General features: G+C 43.6%; 15 protein-coding genes. 7 read left to right on the forward strand and 8 right to left on the reverse strand.

Features of this window, described 5'->3' with window-relative positions:
- Positions 1-22: 22 nt before the first annotated feature.
- The 5 genes from J5X94_RS01710 to rsmG form a co-directional block, all read right to left on the reverse strand.
- Entirely contained in the window at positions 23-454 is a 432-nt protein-coding gene (locus J5X94_RS01710) for an ExbD/TolR family protein (protein WP_010198193.1), read from the reverse strand.
- 86 nt (positions 455-540) lie between these two features.
- Entirely contained in the window at positions 541-1,275 is a 735-nt protein-coding gene (locus tag J5X94_RS01715; protein ID WP_010198190.1) for a MotA/TolQ/ExbB proton channel family protein, read from the reverse strand.
- A 77-nt stretch (positions 1,276-1,352) separates the two neighbouring features.
- Positions 1,353-2,498 carry a ParB/RepB/Spo0J family partition protein gene (locus J5X94_RS01720; RefSeq protein ID WP_210539601.1) on the reverse strand — a complete coding sequence of 382 codons (1,146 nt, stop codon included), beginning with the start codon at positions 2,496-2,498 and terminating at the stop codon, positions 1,353-1,355.
- 263 nt (positions 2,499-2,761) lie between these two features.
- Positions 2,762-3,535, reverse strand: coding sequence for a ParA family protein (locus tag J5X94_RS01725; protein ID WP_010198184.1), 774 nt, complete (start codon positions 3,533-3,535; stop codon positions 2,762-2,764).
- 264 nt (positions 3,536-3,799) lie between these two features.
- Entirely contained in the window at positions 3,800-4,516 is a 717-nt protein-coding gene (gene rsmG / locus J5X94_RS01730) for a 16S rRNA (guanine(527)-N(7))-methyltransferase RsmG (RefSeq protein ID WP_210539603.1), read from the reverse strand.
- 449 nt (positions 4,517-4,965) lie between these two features.
- Here rsmG and J5X94_RS01735 point away from each other — a divergent pair, with 449 nt between their 5' ends.
- The 3 genes from J5X94_RS01735 to J5X94_RS01745 all read left to right on the forward strand — a co-directional run bounded on the left by J5X94_RS01735 (position 4,966) and on the right by J5X94_RS01745 (position 9,904).
- Positions 4,966-7,725, forward strand: coding sequence for an AAA family ATPase (locus J5X94_RS01735; RefSeq protein ID WP_416346158.1), 2,760 nt, complete (start codon positions 4,966-4,968; stop codon positions 7,723-7,725).
- Positions 7,726-8,051: 326 nt separating this feature from the next.
- On the forward strand, positions 8,052-9,176 hold the full coding sequence (locus J5X94_RS01740) for a helix-turn-helix transcriptional regulator (protein ID WP_210539607.1): 1,125 nt from the start codon (positions 8,052-8,054) through the stop codon (positions 9,174-9,176).
- Between the two features lie 80 nt (positions 9,177-9,256).
- Positions 9,257-9,904, forward strand: a complete 648-nt coding sequence (locus tag J5X94_RS01745) for a TerD family protein (RefSeq protein WP_010198180.1) — start codon at positions 9,257-9,259, stop codon at positions 9,902-9,904.
- Between the two features lie 119 nt (positions 9,905-10,023).
- Here J5X94_RS01745 and J5X94_RS01750 read toward each other — a convergent pair whose 3' ends face one another.
- Positions 10,024-11,007: an ion transporter gene (locus J5X94_RS01750; protein ID WP_189581520.1), complete on the reverse strand. Its 984-nt coding sequence runs from the start codon at positions 11,005-11,007 to the stop codon at positions 10,024-10,026.
- 809 nt (positions 11,008-11,816) lie between these two features.
- On the opposite strand from J5X94_RS01750, the gene J5X94_RS01755 reads away from it, so the two are divergent.
- Positions 11,817-12,446 carry an OmpW/AlkL family protein gene (locus J5X94_RS01755; RefSeq protein ID WP_010198177.1) on the forward strand — a complete coding sequence of 210 codons (630 nt, stop codon included), beginning with the start codon at positions 11,817-11,819 and terminating at the stop codon, positions 12,444-12,446.
- A 236-nt stretch (positions 12,447-12,682) separates the two neighbouring features.
- Here J5X94_RS01755 and J5X94_RS01760 read toward each other — a convergent pair whose 3' ends face one another.
- The gene (locus J5X94_RS01760; protein ID WP_210539609.1) at positions 12,683-14,431 is read right to left on the reverse strand and encodes a 2-oxo acid dehydrogenase subunit E2; all 1,749 of its coding nucleotides are present in this window, start codon (positions 14,429-14,431) and stop codon (positions 12,683-12,685) included.
- A gap of 25 nt (positions 14,432-14,456) precedes the next feature.
- Positions 14,457-17,270 (reverse strand): pyruvate dehydrogenase (acetyl-transferring), homodimeric type, encoded by a 2,814-nt coding sequence (aceE, locus tag J5X94_RS01765; protein ID WP_010198169.1) that lies wholly within the window; start codon positions 17,268-17,270, stop codon positions 14,457-14,459.
- 543 nt (positions 17,271-17,813) lie between these two features.
- On the opposite strand from aceE, the gene J5X94_RS01770 reads away from it, so the two are divergent.
- From J5X94_RS01770 to J5X94_RS01780, 3 genes are all read left to right on the forward strand, one after another.
- Positions 17,814-19,820, forward strand: coding sequence for a hypothetical protein (locus J5X94_RS01770; RefSeq protein WP_210539611.1), 2,007 nt, complete (start codon positions 17,814-17,816; stop codon positions 19,818-19,820).
- 299 nt (positions 19,821-20,119) lie between these two features.
- Positions 20,120-20,587 carry a hypothetical protein gene (locus J5X94_RS01775; protein WP_010198167.1) on the forward strand — a complete coding sequence of 156 codons (468 nt, stop codon included), beginning with the start codon at positions 20,120-20,122 and terminating at the stop codon, positions 20,585-20,587.
- Positions 20,588-20,628: 41 nt separating this feature from the next.
- A complete protein-coding gene (locus J5X94_RS01780; RefSeq protein ID WP_210539613.1) occupies positions 20,629-22,740 on the forward strand; it encodes a beta strand repeat-containing protein in 2,112 nt (703 codons plus the stop codon).
- The last annotated feature ends 80 nt before the right edge of the window (positions 22,741-22,820 follow it).

The raw sequence follows: 22,820 nt of genomic DNA on the forward strand, positions 1-22,820 counted from the left end.
CAGCGCAAACAGGATAAAAATATTATTGTGGTAGAGGCTGACCAAGTGGTACAACAGTACTAATATTTAAGTTCAAAAACCCTAGTTTGCCAGCGATATCCATGACTCTTACCACCGATTGATGGGTGGCGTTGGCATCTGCTGCAATAACGAATAGCATATCACGATTACTGCCCGCTTCTTGCTGTAGCATACTGGTCAACTCAGCCTCATTACTACTGGCAAGCGTAATGCCATTGACTAAATAACTGCCATCTTCTTGCACGGCGACTTCGATGCTATTTTTCTGTTCGGTCAGTGCCACGCCTTCCGCTTCAGGAAGGATAATATTTAAGCGACTAAAATGATTAAACGACGTTGCCAGCAGCAAGAATACAATTAAAAATAATAGACAATCGATCATTGGCGTTAAATTGATTTCAAGCGGCTCGACGGTTGGTTTTCTAAAGCGCATATCACCCTCTTTAAATGCTTAATACTCAGTTTTTCGATGAATGACTCTTCAGATCATAATGCGTAGTACCAATGAAATTATTCATACTACGACGTCATTGCAATACCATTATCTGAGCTTAAAACACTGGTTGAATGTTCATTACCTACAGTCTCATCCGATGATGCACGATGTGCTGAGGTCTTTGAACTAGGGTTGTAAGTATTTTCAAACAGTTGATAATCATACAGCTCTTGAATCATTAGTCCTGCTTGGGTCTCAAACTGGGCATTGATATCAATGATACGGCGCTGAAAATAGCGATAGGCAACCAATGCTGGGATAGCCACAATCATACCAGCAGCAGTCGTAATCAAGGCTTGTGACACACCAGCAGCAAGCATCGTTGGATCTTGCATCGCGCCATCAGTAATCGCTAAGAACGACGAGATAATCCCCAGTACCGTCCCTAATAGTCCGAGCAACGGTGCAATCGCACCTATAGTACCGAGCATATTGATGTTTTTTTCTAATTGATGCACTTGCACACTTGCACGGTTTTGCATATGCATCGTCATCGACTCTAGTCCATACTGACGATAAAGCAGTCCTGTCGCCAGAATATCACCCAGAGCGGTCTTTTCTTTGACATTCATCAACTGGGTACGCCCAATATCGCCATTCTCACGTAAACGGGTAATGAGCTGTTCGCGTAATCTACTCGGGGCAACTTTATTAAATTGCAAGGTATGGCTACGCTCAATAATGATGACCAACGCCAATATTGAACACACCACAATCGGCGTCATCAACCATCCACCCGCCTTTACCAACTCCCACATACTGACTCTCTTTTATATTTTAAAAAATATGTTTTATAAAGATGGTTTGAACCGTTGTTATAACCTGACGGAAACTATCAAACCTGCGCTTCTATATGTTTAATCAAAGCGGCTAGCTGATCTTGGCTGTGAAAGAATATCTCGACACTGCCTTGCCCGTCTTTTTTATGCTTAAGCTTAACTTCAGCACCAAGCATGTCGGTCAGTCTTTGCGTTAGACGTTCAGCGTCACGAGACTGTGTTTTTTCCGTACGGTTGGTTTTGGGGGCGGGCTGCAAAATTGACTTAACCAGCTTTTCAGCTTCTCGCACCGTCATGCCACCATCAATGATTTTTTGCGCAATGATAGGCTGCTGCTCAGAAGACAATGCCAAAAGCGTGCGGGCATGACCCATATCTAGGGCGCTGTTTGCTAAATGGTCTTTTACTGTGTCATGTAACTGGTTCAAACGCAGTAGGTTCGATACGGTCGTACGCGCCTTGCCAACAACTTCAGCAATCATCGCATGACTCATACCAAACTCTGTATGAAAACGCTGTAATGCGGCGGCTTGGTCAATCACTGACAGGTCTTCACGCTGGATATTTTCAATCAATGCCAGTGCAATAGCCAGCTCATCTGACAATGCACGCTCAATCGCTGGTATCACGGCTTTACCTGCCATTTTTGCGGCACGCCAGCGGCGCTCACCAGCGATGATTTCGTGGGTAACGAATGCTTCGCTTTTGTCTTCGTTAGCCAGTAATGGACGGATAACGATGGGCTGCATCACGCCATGCTGTTCAATAGAGGACGCCAATTCCATCAGCGCAGTTTCACTCATGTCACGGCGCGGCTGGTATTTACCCGCTTGTAGACGCGTGACATCAATTTGTACCAAGCTAATTTGGTCTTCTGCTCCATTATTGTCTGTGCCAGCAGTACGGGATTTATTGGCAGACGTTTTACTAGCCATTCGCGCTGACCGCGTTGTACGATTACGGTTAGTCGTGCCAGATCCTGTAGCATTTGCCATCGGTTTTTCATTGGCTTTTGTGCCTACAGTTTTGGCGGGCACACTGGTGTTGAGCATATCAGTATTTGATGTTTCAGCTGTCAAAGTGTTGTCACGCGCAGCCATATCGTCTTGCAAGGCAGAGGCGGTAATTTGCTTTTCTTTTTTGATTGACCCTAACAAGGCATCCAAGCCTCGATTAGCAGCCAACCCTCTTTTCTTCGCCATGATTACCTATCCTCTAACGCTAAAATAAAAGCCAAATAATTGTGAATGCGGCTTACTCATTACTATAGCCTGCCCACTATAAAATCATTACGTTGTCAACCTTGCTGACCATACTAATGTATCGCTAGCACTCGGTTTGCTTGTATTGATATTATTTTAGATTGACTATAATAAATACGATGTTTAATACTATTTTTCTGTTTGGTCATTTTCCATTATGACCAGTTTTCGCGCTTAGACACAAAAAACTAGCGGCTTTTTTATCACTGTTTCATCACTTCAGCAGCCAGTTTTTGATAAGCACGCGCGCCTTTTGACCAGCGCTCGTAGGCGATAACTGGCAGGCCGTGCGCTGGCGCTTCTGCCAAGCGGATATTTCTTGGAATGTGCGTCTTGTACATGATATCGCCAAAGTGCGCTTCTAATTCAGCAGAGACATCGCGAGCCAGCGTGTTACGTGAATCGAATAATGTTCTGACGACGCCGCGAATATAGAGCTTCGGATTGAGCTCAGTCAAACGCTCAATCGTTTGCGACAAGTCCGCTAGGCCTTCTAGTGCGTAATACTCACACTGCATAGGAATAATAACCCCGTCAGTGGCGACCAAGGCATTAATCGTTAGCAAGTTCAAACTAGGGGCACAGTCTATAATGACATAGTCGTATGGGGGTTTATTTGCAGCGACTTGATCATTGACCAACGCTGCCATCGCTGTCTTAAAGAGCTCATGACTGTTGGTTTTACTCATCAAGGTGATATCCATACCAGCCAAATCACGATTGGCACCGATCACATCAAACCCTGCTGGACTGGCAACAATGGTATCAGACAACGAGACGCCATCCAGCAACACATCAGCGATGGTCAACTCTAATGCGTTTTTGTCCACACCAGTACCACTGGTCGCATTGCCTTGTGGGTCTAGGTCAATCAGCAGTACGTGCTTGCGCTTAGCAGCCAAGCTGGCGGTCAAATTTACCGCCGTCGTGGTTTTACCCACGCCGCCTTTTTGATTCGCAATTGCTATGATTTCCATACACTCACTCAATTTAATTAGGGTCTTTACTTACTGTATTTTACCGACTGTCTGTACTGCATATCTGTGACCGCCAGATTTTACTGGTTGCCTGTTATTAATAGTCATTTTAGCAGTCGCAATGCTTGGCGTTAAGCTTCTTATCACTATAATACAAACGATACTTACAATATAAATAACTCGCTTTGCATCCAGATTTTTTAGATATTATGCTATTTAGATACCAAGGTAAACGATGTTTCACGACTACAAGGTGCTCATAGCTTAGACATTTTTAGCAGACATTTCAATTAAATGCCGACTGTCATGCAGACGTGGCACTTTAAGCTTAATCGTCTTAATATGCCAGTCGTTATCTAGCGCTTGTAGCTCTTCATCACTTGGCGCTTTACCCTTCATCGCACATAAATAACCATTATCCGCCAGTCTTGGCTGTGCGACTTCAACAAAATCGATCAAACTGGCAAATGCTCTAGAAGTAACCACGTCATAGCTGGCCTCATGCGCTTCAATACGAGAGGCGAGAGGCTGCATATTGCTCAAGCCAAGCTCGCTACTGATTTGCTTAATAAAGCGAATCTTTTTTTGATTGCTATCAAGTGCCGTACACTGCCGCTCAGGCTGACAAATCGCAATAATAACGGCGGGCAAGCCAGCCCCTGTGCCGATATCCAGCAGCGAGCCTGACGGTAAATGCGTTATAATAGACAAACAATCAATCACATGCTTGATCAGAGCTTCTTCTGGATCGGTGATGGCGGTCAGATTATACGCTTTATTCCATAATAAAAGCTGGTCTAAGTACAATAATAACGTGCGCTGCTGCGTCTCACTTAAGGGTAGACTTAGCTCGTTTATCGCTTGTGCCAATATATTGGCCAACGCTGGCAATTGCGCACCAAGCTTAACAAAGCCCGTAGGATCAATAGAAATATTTCCCGTACGAGCAGACGATGACGTGGTTTTAGCGGAAGCTGACATACAACGAGTTATCCAGTTTTAACATGTGAACCGACTATTTTATCATGCAGCCTGCCTATTGAATAGTTGCAGATTGCGCCAATGTGAGACATCTTATACTATCTGCGCTGCTATTGAGGCGTTATTCTGCTTTGATGGCATTAAACTGACCATCCATCTGCCGCTCTTTTATTCATTATTTTCAGTGACGCATCCAATTATGATACAAAACTGCGTTTAATGACTTATTTAAAACACCGCTATATCTTGTAAGATGTCTTTAATTAATAATAAAAAATTAAGCATAAAGACAAAATTAAGCATAAAGACATTGTGTAAAAAAATAACCACTCTACCCTCTAAAAACAACCCACTTTTTTAAGACGACACACCATACGCCTATGACCGAACAAAAACATGCCCCCACGTCTAAAATATCAAATGACGCTAATAAAAAAGACACGACTAATATGGTAACACCTATTGCTGAATTGACTGACGCGCCGAAAGACGGCAAGCAAGCAACACTGGATACGCCGCACCCACTCTTTACTGAGGTTAAGCAGCGCTGCCTTGTCAGCGCTGAGCAACTAAAGCGGTATAGCGAACCAAATGAGCTGCCGACGGACACACGCACGGCACCAGATTTGGACGTTGGCTTTGGTCAGCAGCGCGCGCTAAAAGCCTTGCAGACGGCTTTAGATATCAAAGCCAGTGGCTATCATGTGTTTGCGGCTGGTGAAAATGGTTTGGGCAAGCGTACCATCATTAGTCGTTTGCTAACGCGTATAGCCGCTGATGCACCCACGCCTGACGACTGGGTCTATGTGCATAATTTTACCGATCCACGCACCCCACTAGCCTTGCGCCTACCTGCTGGTCAAGCCTCACTGTTGCAGCAGCAAGTCAATCACTTATGGCAGCAAGCAAAAAAACGACTGAGCCAACGCTTCCGTAGCGACCAGTATCAAAGCAAAATCGAGGCCATCAAAAACGACACGCATCAAAAAGAAAGTCAGGCCTACGAGGTGCTCAATGCGGAAGGTAAGCAATATGACTTGGCGTTGACGTTTCGCTCCTTTGATAACAAAGCGGTGTTTGTCCATCCAAGCAAATTGGCAGCAGAAACCGATCAAACCGCGACTCAAAGTAATAATACTGATAATAAAGATGACAAAACCTCTATTATCAGCCAAAACTCATCAGTAATAGGAGAAAGTAAGAAAACCACCACTTCTAGCAACGATGCTGCTGACGATAACGAATATGGCAATAGTGAATACGAAGCTGAGCTAAGTAACTTTGTGCAAAAGAACCATATGCAAAAACGCCTAAGTCAGCTGACCATCGCCCTAGAACAGTTAGAGGACGAAGCCAATGACGCTATAGAAGCACTGCATCGCAATATTGCACGTCGTGCCCTACAGCCTTTGTTTACCCCTATTTATGAGCAGTTTTCCAGTCATCCGCTAATCGTTGATTATCTCAAAGCCGTATTTGCCGATATGGTTACGCATGTCGAGCGCATCGTCAATGGCGATGATGAAGAGTTTGTGACGGCAGTTCTGGCGACGACTCCAAGCCGCTATGCGGTCAATGTCATTGTCAGTCACACGCCAGACAGCGGCGCCCCTGTTGTCTTTGAAGATTTGCCGACGCATCTGAACTTATTGGGTCATGTTGAGCAAATCACCCAATTAGGCACGGTGACCACCGATGTCAGTATGATTCGAGCCGGTGCATTACATCGTGCCAATGGTGGTTATCTACTGTTAGAAGCCAGTCATTTACTTGAGCATCCTTATGCATGGCAGGGTCTTAAGCGCGCACTACAATCGCGCAAAATCAAACTCTCAAGTCTTGAGCAAATGCTTACCTTAACAGGAAGCTTATCACTAGCGCCTGCACCCATTGATCTTGATATTAAGGTGATTTTACTTGGCGAAGCAGATCTGTATTATGAGCTGTTAGAGCTTGAGCCTGAGTTTGATGCGGTATTCAAAGTACGCGCTGATTTCCATGATGATGTGGTTCGCAGCAGTGAGCACGAATTGGCACTCGTCGCAAAAATGGCCGACATCATTGATTATGCCAACCTCTACCCGTTTGATCGTAGTGCACAAGCCGCCCTACTAGAGCATTTAAGCTTACAAGCAGAAGACCAAGACCGCTTAAGCTTGCACAGTGATTTATTGATTAAGCTGTTGCACGAGTCTAACCGTCATGCGCGTTTAGGCGGACAGGAAGTGGTCAGTGCAAAGCATGTGGTTCAAGCCATTGAAGATATGGACGAGCGCTCAGGATACCTGCGTGACCTCTATTGGGATGAGCTCAAAAACGGTCAGCAGCTTATCCAAACCACAGGCAGTGCCGTTGGACAAGTAAACGCCCTCACCGTGGTCAGCTATGCCGATAGTGAGTTTGGCATGCCAGCCCGCCTGACTGCGGTCATTCAACCGAATATCGGTACGGGTGAGATTCTAGATATCGAGCGCGACGTAGACTTGGGTGGTAGCTTGCACGCTAAGGGCATGCTGATTATGACCAGCTATTTGCGCGCATTATTTAGCCAACATCATGCGCTCAACTTCAGTGCTTCGCTCGCTTTTGAGCAAAGCTACGCCCATATTGATGGCGATAGTGCCACCGTCAGCGAAGGCTGTGCGCTATTGTCTGCTTTAGCAAACGTGCCGATTGATCAATCATTCGCCATTACCGGCTCTATGAACCAGCTGGGCGAAGTGCAAGCAGTCGGTGGTATCAACTCCAAAATCGCCGGATTCTTTGATGCATGCCGCGAGCAAGAGCTAACGGGTCAACAAGGCGTGGTCATTCCAATGGCCAATGTCAAACAGCTCATGCTACGCGACGATATCATTGCCGCTGTCAAAGCAGGCGAATTTCATATTTATGGCGTCCATACCCTAAGTGAAGCATTGACGTTAATGACTGGTCTACCTATCGATACCATGAACAAAAAAGATCGCTATCGTAAAGAGACATTGTTTGGTAAAGTCTTAAGCCGTCTGATGTTATGGGATGAGAACCAAGATAACAATGACGATGATATTGATGATAAGAAGTCCAAAAAGAAAGATAAAAAAAAGCAGAAAGCAAAACGTCAAAGAAAACAGGACAAGAGAAAAAAAGAGAAACGTAAAGACAAGAAAGAGGACAATGAAGTCGTGATGAATGACGACTCCAGTATCAATCAAGGCATCGATCATTAGTATGGATTAAGGCATCGATACTAATGGTGCTGAAACGCCTATTAATGTCGTATAAGCTGTTTGATATATTTGGTTCAATATAATATGGATACAAGGAAGGCGAGCGAAAGTACGACAAATAGTAGACTAAGCGAGTCTGACACCGTATCCAATTTATATAGGACTGACTATAGCGAAAGTTAGCTGTTTGAAACCACTTAATGACCTAATAGGCTAAATGATGAGACGCCCTAGACGCTACGATACTTTTCTGCGATGATAAACGGCTATTGACTCGATAAAGATATCTAAAAACTGATTCGTGACTTCATAAAGGTTATCGCTTAATGACTGTACATTCTACTGACACCGGCCTTCTCCAAGATCAAACAGACTCTATTGAGACTGCCAATACCCTAGCGGCTACGGACAATAATGTTTCAGGAAATAGCAGTGATAATCGCCACGGGGCAGCGACAACTGCACGCCAATGGCAAGTGCTATCACAGCTACAGCGCAATCGTTGGGTCGGCACAACCCACATCTACGAGCAGCTGATGATGGCGGGCTTTGACATCAGCCTACGCACTGTTCAGCGCGACTTAAATGCGCTCGCTAAACGCTTTCCCATTGAAAAAAACAATGCCAATCCGCAAGGCTGGCGTTGGTGCGATGATGCCCCATTACAAAGCTTACCGCATATGAATTTGTCGCAAGCGGTTGCCTTTAATATGGTTGAAGCCAACCTAACCCAGCTATTACCGCCTGTTATTTTAGATGAATTATTTCCGTGGTTTGACCTAGCACGGCGGCAGCTAAAAAACAGCAAAGTCACCCATTCATGGATAGACAGAGTGCGCATCGAGCCTGCCACTCAGCCACTAATAGCGCCACATATTGACTTGGATAGCAAAGACAATATCTACCATGCACTCTTTTATCAACTACAAATCAAAGCCTGTTATACCCGTAGCAATAAATCGCAAGCCGGTGAATACATCCTAAATCCCATCGCTATCATTCAACGCGGCGTCATCATCTACTTACTGGCAACTCGTACGGATGATCCAGAGACTGTCATTCGCACCTTTGCCTTGCATCGATTTGCCAGCGTCGAGATTCTTGAGAGTTCGGCGAAAACGCCCGACGAATTCCAACTAGACACCTATCTAGATGCTGGTGGCATGGGCTTTAGCCATCCATTATTTCGTGAGCTAGCCGATCATGGCAAAAATACGCCTATTGAGCTACAATTCACCAAACAAGCGGGCAAGAGCCTCACTGAAAGCAAGCTTAGCGATGATCAAACGGTCACGTTAAATGACGATGACACACTGACCATTCAAGCAACAGTGAATTTGACCTCGCAGCTGGTCTGGTGGTTGCGAGGTTTTGGCAGTGGTCTCTTAAATGCCAAGCCTGAGCTGCTGCATCAAGCCGTCTTGGATAAAACACTGGATAATCAATCGTGATGATTGAGTACAATGCTTAACTCAAACGATATGCAATTAAAATAAAGTCACTTAAAACATCAAAAGTAACAAGGAATACTATGTCGACCACTTCCCCGTCACCATTACTATCGGACAGCTTAAAAGGATTAGGGTTGGATGCGGGAACGTTATTTTTTGCGCTCAATTACGAGTTTACCAAGACTGAACCAAAAGGTATGCTAAAGCGTTTTAAAAAAAATGAAGGCGCGATTGATATTGATTTAGCTTGTGTACTATACGACGAGCATTGCACTATTAGCGACATTGTCTGGTTCAAGAAGCTGCGTGATAAAGCTGAATCAGTAAAACATCAAGGTGACAGTCTCAATGGAAAAGATCGCGGCGATCAAGCCATGTATTTGGCACCCCTTGACCAAGAACAAATCAGACTCTATTTGGATAAGATTCCAGCACATATCACCCATATTGCTATGATTGCCAACTCTTACCATGGTCATCCGTTTTCGAGAGTCAAAAAAGGCGAAATTCATCTGAGCGATGACGAGGGCAATCATTGTTTTGAAGTCAATCTAAAACAATTGCCCCGTGATTGCACCACACTTTGGGTGGCACATTTGCGCCGAGAAGTAGATGATTGGCATCTCACGCTGCAAAATTTACCGCTTCCAGCCGAAGATTTGGCCATTGCAGCGCAGCAAGTCGCCCATGAATTGGCACGCGCACTCCCTATTCCGCAAGGGATTTAATGTCAGCAACTTAGCAATCTATCCCTACAAAAAAAAGGGTGCGACGTATTAATAACGTCGCACCCTTTTTTATTTAACCGCAGTGTGTCTAAACTTTAAGCAATCGCTGCGAGCATTACTTACAATGCCTCACCGCAATGTGGACAGAAATTCTTTTGTCTTGTCTCTACCTCTCTTTCTCGACGTTCAAGCTCTTGCTCTCGCAATACTTGTAATACGATGTTTTGCGCCTGTTCCTTATCTAGCCCAAGCTCACGGCGTATTTTTTCCACCATCATCTGATTCTGTACCAAATCAAAATCGCTATCGACCAGCTGTTCACGAAAGTGCTGCTCTAGTTCTTCACGGCGTTGGTTTAGCTCGTTTGCCAAACCTGTGGCTAGAATACCTGCAGGCAAGGCTGCTAAACCCACACCCAGTATCGTAATGATTGCACCCAATATTTTACCAGCGTTGGTAATGGGTATCACATCACCATAACCCACTGTCGTCAGTGTCACCACAGCCCACCACATCGCTTTGGGTATAGATTCAAACTCTTCTGGTTGTGCATGGTTTTCTACCAGATAAATACCACTAGAGGCGGTCACAATCATGATAATTAGAATGAAGATAACGGCTTGAAATGAGCCTTTTTCTTTACTGATTACCACCAATAAAATACGCATCGACGCAAAATAGCGCGTCAATTTAAGAATACGGAAAAGCCGCAAAATACGTAAGAAGCGTAAATCAATCGTGACAAAGAAGTTCAAGAATGCAGGCACAATGGCGACCAAATCAATCAATGCAGAAGGGCTTTTTAACCACTGCCAACGTTGACGCCAAGTCGTATTGTCCGGCTTCGCTTCGGCGACGCTCCATAAGCGTAGCAAGTATTCGATAGAGAACACCACAATAGAGAAGTTTTCAAACCACGTAAAATAATTTTGGTAAGGGTAATACCACCGATCGACAGACTCCGCAATCACAGCTGCTACGTTAGTCATGATTAGAAATATCAGAAAATAATCGACATAGCGGCTAAAGAGCGTATCATGCTCATCATTTTGCAAAATATTATAAACGAAAATACGCAAGCGCCGTATATGTTGGAATTGCATGCGGTCCCTATACGGTGTAACACCGATCTTGTGATAATGAAGTAAAAGTATTAAAGCCTGACTGTCGCGCTCAACAACAGTACAAAGAGCACTCTATGTCAGTAACCAATCTTTTACTTATCCTGATTTTCAAGCATTTATTACCGTATGTTGGACAGAAGCTCTTAGAAAGAGATTTTTATTAACAGCCCTCTAAGCCAGTAATGGTGAGAATAGCCTACTTATTAACACAAGAGGTTTCACTATGAATCACGATTATGCAAAATTTAGATAATAAAGGTAGACACAAGCCAGCAACACAAGTCCTGTTATAAGAAAAGTGTACTGTAAAAATCGCTCGTCGGCGCGTAATTGTCGACTGAGATTTTGAGCAGGTAGTAGAAACAAACCACATTCTGGGCAATAAGTATCCACTTGATTTAACAGGATCATTGAACGTGCTTTCTGACAACGCAATGGCGAATTACTACAGTAACCCAGCATAATATCCCTTTACCTTGTTATTTATTATTCGTTATTCATTTGGCGCGGTTTATGTCCTGAACATAAACCTGACTACTAACTTACAACAATGAGAACTGTTTAACAAATATGTTTTTACGGACATTAAGTTTCTGTTCTAAATTGTCATTCCCTTAAAAATAGTAAGGTTTTTCAATTAAAACCTTACTAACAAAATGGTTTTAGTGTTAAAATAGCGTAACAATGTTACAGAGCAATCAACAAAGCCAACATTGTATATCAGTATTTAATGTCATCCCTCATTAAGTGCTTATCGATAATCTATTTTTGCACCAAGGAACCAAACGATGAAACTACAATCCCTAGTTTTAGTGGCTGCCGCATTTACCATGACGACTGCTTTTGCCGTACCTGCGGGTACATGGTCTGTGGCTGCTGGCGCTCATATGGTCAACCCTAAAAGTGATAACGGCACACTTGCAGATGGCACACTTTCCGTAGAAGTTGATGATGATATCCGTCCGACTATCAGCGGTGAGTACTTTTTTGCTGACAACGTCGGTGTCGAACTGCTAGCGGCGATTCCGTTCCATCACGACATCACTCTAACCGATGCTGATGGCAATAAAATTGATGCAAAAACTCAGCATCTCCCACCTACGCTATCTCTACAATATCACTTCGATGGCTATGACCTGCCGATGAACGTCAAGCCATTTGTTGGTGTGGGGATCAATTATACAACTTTCTTTAAAGAAAGAATCTATCTTGGAAATGGCAACGATTTAGAGCTTGATGATAGCGTCGGCGTAGCCGGTCATGTCGGTCTTGACATACCTTTTGCCCCGACTGAAGCCTTCCGTATCGATGCACGCTATATGGATATCAAGACAGATGCTAGCCTAAATGGCAATGACATTGGCGAAGTCGATATCAGCCCTTGGGTATATGGCGTAGCATTCGTTAAACAGTTCTAACTTATAGTCAGAGCACTTTTGAACCGCTACGGTTTTACCCGTCCTAGATGTACTCAGTGTACTATCTACGGTCGGTCGCCTTGTAGCGATTCTAAAATTCTTTGACTATAATAAAAATAGTACTAATAAAATACCACCAAAAAAACCAGTTTAATCGCTGGTTTTTTTTATGCCTAAAATTTAAGCACAAAAAAAGACCACCCATAGGCAGTCTCTTTCTTAATTGCTGATCAATTCTAGATCAGGATACGGCGCGGATCGGCCAGTAACGTGGCGATATAGCGGGTAAACACTGCGGCATCGGCCCCATTAATCACACGGTGATCATAAGACAGAGACAATGGCAACATCAAGCGCGGCTCAAAGCTTTGGGTTTTAGCATCCCAACGTGGCTGCATACTTGCCTCAGACACACCCAAGATACCCACTTGTGGCCAATTTACCAACGGCGTAAAGGCAGTGCCTCCTAGATTACCTTGGCTTGATATGGTAAAGCTTGCACCTTGTAAATCTTTGGTGCTCAGCTTCTTATCACGTGCTTTGACTGCTAGCTCGCCAATCTCAATGGCGATTTGCTTAAGACCTTTATCTTGCACATTTTTGATAACAGGGACGATAAGTCCATCATCAGTCGCCACGGCGATACCCATATTAACGCTCTTACGCAAGATAACTTGAGTATTCTCATCGCTTAAATGACTATTAAAGCGTGGATGCTGAGTCAATGCATAGGCAGTCGCTTTGACCACAAATGCTAAGATGGTGAAACCTATACCTTCCGCTTTCATGCTACCTTTTAGCTCACCGCGTAGCTTTTCTGTCTCAGTAATATCAGACAGATCAAACTGTGTGACTTGTGGCAGTAAGGTATTATAGTTAAGCTGCGGTATAGAGACTTTCTGCAGACGGCTAAGGTCTTGTGTGTCTGTCTCGCCCCAAATCTCAGTATTGCTCATATCTGGCAGTTTTGGCAGTCCTGAACTGATAGTACCACTACTTGCAGGTGCTGCTTTCTGTGTGGTCAAACTTTCTTTGACGTGAGCAAACAAGTCTTCTTTTAAGATACGTTTATTGACTGCAGAACCCGTCACTTGGCTAATATCGACACCCAGCTGCCGTGCCAGCTTACGCACTGCGGGACCGGCATAAACATCGACCAACTTCTCATTCACCTGAGTTTCGGTCAACTTGCTATCGTTCTTACTAGTCGTTGGTTCATTTTTTGCAGGCTTAGGAGCTTGTTTTGGCTCGCCAGTGGTTTTCTGCTCAGCAGCGCTATCGTCTTTATTAGCACTATTTTCGCTAACGCTGTCTTTACTAGCATTATCGTCTGACTTGGCTGGCGCTGAATCTTGTGACTCAGAAGTATCTGCATCGCTGACAATGACAATGAAATCCTGACCATTGGCAACCATATCACCGGCTTCGACCAATATCTTCTCAATCCTGCCTGCTTCTGGTGCAGGCACTTCAACCGACGCCTTATCAGATTCAATCAATAGGATTGATTGCTCAGCACTGACGATATCACCAACGCTCACCATGATTTCAGAGACTTGCGCCTCATCGACACCTAGATCAGGTAATGCATGAGTCGTGGCTTTGCCAGCGTTAGACACAGGCTTTGCACTAGACTCCGTTGCCGCAGGTTTGGCTTCAGCGGCAGATTCTGTCTCTGGTGCAACATTAGTATTTTTTTCGTCATCAGCTTTTTGATCGGCATCAGATGCGCTATCGCTACTCTCTTCTGCGCTGTCCGCTTCACTTTCAAGCTCAATCAGTACCATACCTTCACTGACTTGATCACCAACCGCAACGCTGATTTTGGTCACTTTACCAGCAGCAGAGCTAGGCACTTCGACCGAGGCTTTGTCAGATTCTAATAAAATGATATTGTCGTCTTTTTCGATGACGTCGCCAACTTCTACCATAATTTCGCTAACTTCGGCGCTATCGACACCCAAATCGGGGGCTTTAATGTCCATGATTTATCTCCTTGTCTTATGGTTATTATTCTTTGACATCGCCGTCATTGAGTAAAGTCGAATCTGCTTGATCTTCAGAACGACCCTCATTACTGATTTCGTCATCGTCTTCAGCAACGAACTCAGGCACAGGATTTGGATTGACGTTACCTGGTGCTGGCGCATCTGGAGAATGATCCGAATAAGACTGCTGTTGCCATGCAGGTGGCTGATCGACATCGATACCTAAGCTTGAAATCGCATCTTTTACCAGACGCATCTCAACTTCACCTTCATCTGCCAGACGCTTAAGCGTGGCAACGACGATGTGAGCAGCATCAACATTGAAGAAACTGCGTAGGTTTTCACGAGTGTCAGAACGGCCATAGCCATCAGTGCCCAGCGTCGTATAAGGACGATTGTCTGGCAACCAAGCACGAATCTGCTCTGAATAGTTACGCATATAGTCAGTTGCAGCAACTACGATACCTTCGTGCGGTGCCAACTGCTCAGTGACCCAAGGCACTTTTTCTTCATCCATTGGATGCAAGCGATTGTAATCATCACACTCCATACCATCACGCGTCAACTCGTTAAAGCTGGTTACACTCCAGACGTTAGAGGTAATATTAAACTCATCTTTTAGAATCTGTGCCGCTTTTTGTACTTCACGCAAAATCACGCCTGAACCCAATAGTTGAACTTGTGCTGAGCCATTGTCTTCAAGCAAGTACATACCGCGCTTGATACCTTCCTCACTACCTTCTGGCATGGCAGGTTGCTCGTAGTTTTCATTCATTAGCGTTAGGTAGTAATAAACGCGCTCGCCTTCACCATACATACGGCGCAGGCCATCATGCATCACAACTGCTAGCTCATAACCAAAGCAAGGATCATAGCTGACGCAGTTTGGTACTACGTTAAATAGAATCTGCGAATGTCCATCTTGATGCTGCAAACCTTCGCCATTAAGCGTGGTACGACCAGCTGTTGCACCCAACAAGAAACCTTGGGCTTGACAATCACCTGCCGCCCAAGCCAAATCGCCCACACGTTGGAAACCAAACATTGAGTAGTAGATATACATCGGAATCATCGGTAACGCGTTCACAGAGTAACTGGTCGCGAGCGCAATCCACGTACTCATTGCACCTGCTTCGTTGATACCCTCTTCTAACATGTGACCATCGATAGCTTCTTTATAGCCCATTAATGCTTCGCTATCTTCTGGCGTATATTTTTGACCAACTGCAGAGTAAATACCCAGTTGACGGAACATACCTTCTAAACCAAAAGTACGCGCTTCATCTGGTACGATTGGTACCACACGATCTTGGATGTCTTTGTTTTTTAGCATAGCTGACAACAGGCGTACGAATACCATCGTCGTCGACTGCTCTTTGCCATTGCTGCCTTTTAATACACGGTCAAATATAGACAATTCAGGAATATTCAATGGAATATGTCCACTGCGGCGGTTTGGTAAATGACCACCCAATGCCTCACGACGACCTTTGAGATATTTCATCTCTGCCGACCCTTCTTCAGGACGGTAAAACGGTAGAGTCTCTAGCTGCTCATCGGTAAATGGCAAGTCAAAACGATCACGGAAATAGACCAGTGCGTCTTGATCAAGCTTTTTCACCTGATGCGATTTATTGACCGCTTGGGTTTGGGCAGACAAGCCGTAACCTTTGACGGTTTTGACCAAAATAACCGTTGGCTGACCTTTGGTTTTCATGGCTTCACTAAAGGCTGCATACACCTTCACTGGATCATGACCACCACGATTTAAGCGTGCGATATCATCATCCGTCAAGGCATCTGCCATCTCTTCTAGCTCTGGGTATTTACCAAAGAATTCTTTACGAGTAAACTCAGCTGTACGGGCTTCGTATAACTGGTATTCACCATCGACCACTTCTTCCATACGATGCTTTAGCACACCCGTTTTGTCATTGGCCAGTAGACTGTCCCAGTTACCACCCCAAATAACTTTAATCACGCGCCAACCTGCGCCGCGGAACACTGACTCAAGCTCTTGAATGATTTTACCGTTACCACGGACTGGACCATCTAGACGCTGCAAGTTACAGTTGACTACCCATATCAGGTTATCCAGCTTCTCACGACCCGCAAGAGAAATCGCACCCAAGCTCTCTGGCTCGTCAGTTTCACCATCACCCAAGAACGTCCAAATTTTACGACCTTCTTTCTCTAACAAGCCACGGTTTTCCATATAACGATGCACGTGAGCATGATAGATCGACATGATAGGACCTAAGCCCATCGAAACGGTTGGGAACTGCCAGTAGTCCGGCATTAGATAAGGATGCGGATAGCTTGATAAGCCTTTACCACCGACTTCACGGCGGAAATTATCGAGCTGATCTTCCGTCAAACGACCTTCTAGAAATGAGCGAGCATAGATACCTGGAGCAGAGTGACCTTGGTAGTAGATCATATCACCACCAAAGTGGTCACTTGCGGCACGGAAAAAGTGGTTAAAGCCAGTTTCATATAGCGTGGCACTAGAAGCGAATGTCGCTAAGTGACCACCTAAGTCATCATCGTTCTTATTGGCTCGCATGACCATTGCTAAAGCGTTATAGCGAATCAAGGCACGAATTTTACGCTCCATACCCAAATCACCTGGGTACATTGGCTCATCTTCGACCGCAATACTATTAACATAGGCAGTATCTAGTCTATTAAATGGCAGTCCCTCTTGTACCGCCATGTTATATAAGGCTTTTAGCAAAAATTGCGCGCGATCCTTGTCCGCATGTTTGATGACAGACTCAAAGGCGTCCAGCCATTCTTGGGTTTCGGTGCTATCAGCATCCTTATAATAACTCATCTTTACTCATCCTTTTTTATCAGTCAGCCCTGTACCATGACAGGGTGTTGTTAAATCAACGTGTTATTTAATATAGTAATGTGCTAACGCTTTGCTAAATGACTTCCTTGTTACAGGTAGCAGGCGACAGGCCGCCGCTCCATCATGTATTGCAGTCATATAAAGCTCAGGTGACAATATAATGCAACGACCCTTTAGCATCTTGAAGAAAAAGAAGCATAACAAAATCAAAACTCGTGCTATATATCTAATTATTAAACGATAATCACTCTATATTATAGGCGTTTATTGATAGGTTGTTTATGGCTGTAAAGAAATGGCGAAATGACAAGTATTTTTTAAATAAATAACGATTAGTTATTAAGTAAATAATTAGGGTGTTTTACTCTCAAATTATAGTTATACGACTACTCATCGTATCATTTAACCTTTTATCTTCTTTAGTAAGCTTTTCGCTCTTTTTTTAGTTATATTTGATTAAATAAAATTACTAATATTTACTTTTCTTATATAGCAATCTGAAAAACGTTTTGAGGTAGTGAGATGAATAACCGCAAATATCTATTCTTAGAAAAGTATTCCAAATTGAATAGTGTCATAAGCTCTATCGCATTTGCACTACTTACCATTGGACTGGTTACAAATGATGCTTACGCTAACTTTGCGACAACTGAAAGCTCTACAGTTGCTGCTTGTCCTGCAAATCATAAAATGTACTATATCGGTGCTAATGCCCCTACCTCAACCCAAAATTTTCCTGTAGTTTCTCAAGCGTTGAGCTGGGATGCAGGAAATGCTACTAAAACCTTCACATTTACAGAAAATTCAGGCACTAAAAGTTTCGTTATTAACTTCCCTATACTTTTAGACTTAAATAATTTTTTTGCTACTCCGCCTTTTTATGGATCTCTCAATGGTATTACCACTTCAGCGATCAATCTAGATCACGACTCTCCTGCAGTTAAAACTAATCACAGCATGAATGTGAGTATAAATAGACCCGTGAGCAAAGTTGGCTACAAAATACAAGATTTAGATTCTACTAGTACTGCTGGACAAATACCTTATATAGAAGAAGTTGATGTCTCTGCTAACCAAGGACAGTTGACATTTAATACAAGTTTCCATACGAGAAATATTGCTGGTAATGTTGTAACGGCTCGCTCAGGACTCAACTGTAGTACTGGTCAATGCACCATTGATGCTTCTTGGAATTATAATTTGGCTAATACCTCTCTTAACTTAAAGCACAATAATACATTTACACAGAGAAATAGCCCTCATACTGTTGGTTATTCTGACTTCTATTTCTGTCTCGCACCACCAAAGCTGATCGTAAAAAAGGTATTGAACGGCACACGTGTCAAAACTAACGATCAGTTTGAAATTGTAGTTAGTGGCGGATCAGTAGCTACAAATAGCTTCACTACCACTGGCACAGGTTCAACAATTACCAATGGCACTAGTGCTACACTTAGCTTATCAGAGAACACCAACTACACCATTACAGAAAGAGCAATGAATGGTACAACACTTGGTGATATAGCAAATTATGACGCTACTTATGTTTGCAACAATGCAACTACGGGAAGCCCCTTTACAACTACGAATGGTACTGCAACCCTGAACGCAGAAACGATACCTACTCGTTCGTTCGCTCTATCAAACTTAAACTACGGTGACGAAATCACTTGTACAATCACCAACACACCGGCCTATACCTTTTCAGGAACCGTTTTTGATGACAATGGCGGTATTACTGCTGCAGACTCTACTAAACAGAATATTACTAGCACCTTTACTGCAAACAGTGCTTACTTTAATGGCATCTTAGATAGCAACGAGTCTGGAATATTTGACAGTGCGTTACAAATTACTTTAACAAACTGTAACGGCACTAAGGTTGTTACAAGATCAGCTAATCCACAAACAGTATCAAGTTTAGGTAAATACAATTTTACTGTTCAATCAGGTGCATTGCCAACCAGAATCTGCTTAGTGGAAACCGAGCCAACGTCATGGGTTTATAGTGTAGATACCACTGCTAATACCAGAGAAGTATCACTTACCAATGGCACCTACATATATAACAATTTAGACTTTGGTGAAGTAAAAGCCGACAACACTGCACTAGTGCTTATCAAATACCAGTATGTGCATGAGTGTAATAGCAATCTCGATTATACATCCGTCACAAACACTTCAGATCCAAGTACAGGCTTTAGTACATCTGCCCCTAGTAACACCATAATCCCAGGCAAATGCATTGCTTATAAAATCGAAGCTTATAATCGCGGGCACATTAGTTTGGTAGACATACAAATTTCTGATGTATTACAAAACGTTAAAGTGAAATCTGAGTTTCATCTCCCCAAAGCGTCAGGAGTACCTTCGGACGTATTTAAGACAACCAATCAAACAGCGCCAATAGGACAAAATGGAACTATCGTCTCTGACAAATTTACTTTAAGTAATACATCTTCGAGCACTACAACTTCAAAAACAACTTTGTATTTCAATACTAAGTATGGCACTACCTCTGGTACTTAATATTTGTTTGATTACATTTATTACCTTCTTAGCCATATAATAAAAGCCCTGTCTACCCAGACGGGGCTTTTACCGTTTATATACTTCAAAATGCCAGTTGTCGTTTTTGTGATGAATAATTGTATCAATTACGTGACAATATAAAAAAAGGAGAGAGATGCCTTCTAAAAATGAGAATTATATTAGATTGCAAGCTCCTCCATCACAACATACGACGTTTGCTATTCACTGGACGTTTGCTATCCACTGACTGGACGTTTGCTATCCACTGATAGTCATGTTCTAAGAAAGGATTTTATATGAAACGTTTTAATCTCTTACACGGTATTTTATTGGCAACCGCTGCTTCTATTTCTTTATTGAATGTCGCACATGCTGATGATGCTCTAAAAATGGAACTGACTGCTAATCAAGTCATCAAGAATGCTGATGGTAAGACAGTATACTCCCCAGTGCGTACAGCGCCAGCAGGTACTGTCATCCAATACAAAGCAACTTATACCAATACCATTAATAACGATATTAATGATCTGATGGTGACTCTACCTATCCCTGCAAATATGACATTCACAGGTGAGGCAAACCCTGCCAGCGCACAAGCCAGTATCGATGGTAAGAATTACGCTGATATGCCTCTAATGCGCAAGATCGACGGCAAGATGATCAAAGTACCCTACTCTGAATACCGTACGCTACGCTGGAACATCAAGTTACTACCTGCAAAGAAGGCGGCGGCTGTTGCCCTTAATACTGTCGTTAATAAATAATCCTTCAACCTTATCAATTTAACTTTTTGGAGATCTACCGCATGAAACCAAATTCTTTTAAATATTCAGTACTAGCTGTTGGTGTTGTGGCGGCAATGGGCATCTCTACTGGCGCTAATGCAGCTACTCCTAATACTACTGGTGGTGTTAGTGCAGGTGCTGCTGCCATCAATAACGTTGCAACCGCAAACTATAGCGTTGCTGGTATCGCTCAGCCAAATGTGACGTCCAACATCGTGACTGTCAACGTTAGCGAAACGGCTAACTTTGCATTGGTATCGACTGTTGATGATGGTAGCATTGGTGACGATACTGCTATCAATCAGACTGCTACGCCAGATGGTAAGACTACCTTTACTCATACTTTAACCAATACGGGTAACGTGACAGATACTTATACCGTCAATACCACAGGTAATGACTCACCACTAGTAACGGCTTCTCCTGACTATCCTTTAGGTACTGCGCCTGTTACGTTTACTATTGTACAAGCAAATGGTACTGCTTTAACTCCTGCTCAAGCCACCGCTTTAAATGGTCAAGCACAGACAGGTACCATAGCTAATGGTGGTACTATTAAACTACAGCCAGGTACTAGAGCTAATCTAAGCTACGAGGCAGCTACGCCCGCCGCTCGTAACGGTAATGACAAAGGCGTGGGTACATTAACAGCGACCAGTACTTTCTTTACTGCTAATCTTCCAGCAAATGCGACATTGGTGAACGAAAACCAAACTATTGTAAGATTACCTACCTTTAAAATTGCAAAAGCAGCGACGAGTACTGTCGATCTGACAGCAGCTACCCCACAGATTACTTATAGTATTGTAGTGACTAACCCGACTACTAGCTATAGTGCTGATGCGACTGATATTGTTATCAGAGATGTCCTTCCTGCAGGTCTAAGTTTGCCTAGCGGCGCAGCATCAGATGTGACCGTAACTGGTGGTGCTGGTACCGCTACGATTTCTACTGTTGGTACTCGACAAGCTATTAATGTTGCCGTAGTGAACTTAGCCGTTGGCGCAAGTCGCACGATTACTTTCACTGTCAATGTTGATAAAACTAAATATACAGCTGCTAATAGTTCAGTAACTAACAACGTAGAAGTCTACGATAAGTTCGTCGGTGCGGTTAGTCCGTTAATTGCTGCTCCTGTACTTGGTACTGACTATGACATTTTGGATAGTACAAATAACGCTATAGATGTTACTAGAGTTCCTGCTGCTGCTGATCAAGCTAATGGCGCTGGTGTAGATAGCGCTGGTGTAACTAACTTCACTAGACGAGCGGTTGTATTGGGTGCGCCATTGACTAGAGAGATTGCCCCTGCCTCAGGTACTGATGGTCAAGTCACACAGACGAATACTATTACTAACAATGGTCAAGATAATGAAGGTACCAATACTAATCCATTGACCTTCACTATTGCCGATGGTGGCTTGAATCCAGCTGTTAGACCGGTTACTGGTCCTATCAGTGTTACTTATACACCGCCTAATGGTGGAGCTCCAGTTACTATAACGCTGCAACCTACTGTTGCTGATGGTAATACGTACACTCTTAATAGCACTACATTGCCAACAGCTCAATTTCCAAATGGTATCGCACCTGGTGGCGTACTAGCGATTAACTATAAAGTGTCTTCAGGTAATGTCACTACTCCTGCAACTGCTGCTGATGCGGCGGCTGTTGGTAGCACTGAAACGACTATCGTAACTTTGACCCCAGCTGGTACTAACCCACCTGCTGCTACTTCAGTGACTGATACGACTGACGTTAGAGGCTTAACTTTAGTGAAGGCTCAATCATTAGATACGACTTGTTCAGGTACGGTTGCTGCAGGCACGTTTGTTCAAACTGCTATTGATGCAGCCCCTGATCAATGTGTTATCTATCGTATTCAGGCGACTAACACTTCTTCAGCGGCATTAGGTTTTAATCTTACTGGTGTAACGATTTCGGATTTGTTGTCTAACTTTTCAGCTGGTGCGGATTTAGTAACTAATTCACCTGCTACTTCTGCTACTACGTCATCTACTGCAGGCACAGCTATTACTTCTGCTGATGCGGTTCTTGGTAGCAACTATACTCTAGTTCCTCAGGGCGTTGGCACCTTGACCTTTAAGATCAAAATCAAAAACGCTCGTTAATTTATATTTAATATTTCAAAGTCTATAAGCTTCACAAGACGCTTATAGACTAACGCTCTAGCTTGACCTAAGTATTTTTG

Source organism: Psychrobacter sp. K31L (genome assembly GCF_017942195.1).
GTDB lineage: Bacteria > Pseudomonadota > Gammaproteobacteria > Pseudomonadales > Moraxellaceae > Psychrobacter > Psychrobacter glaciei.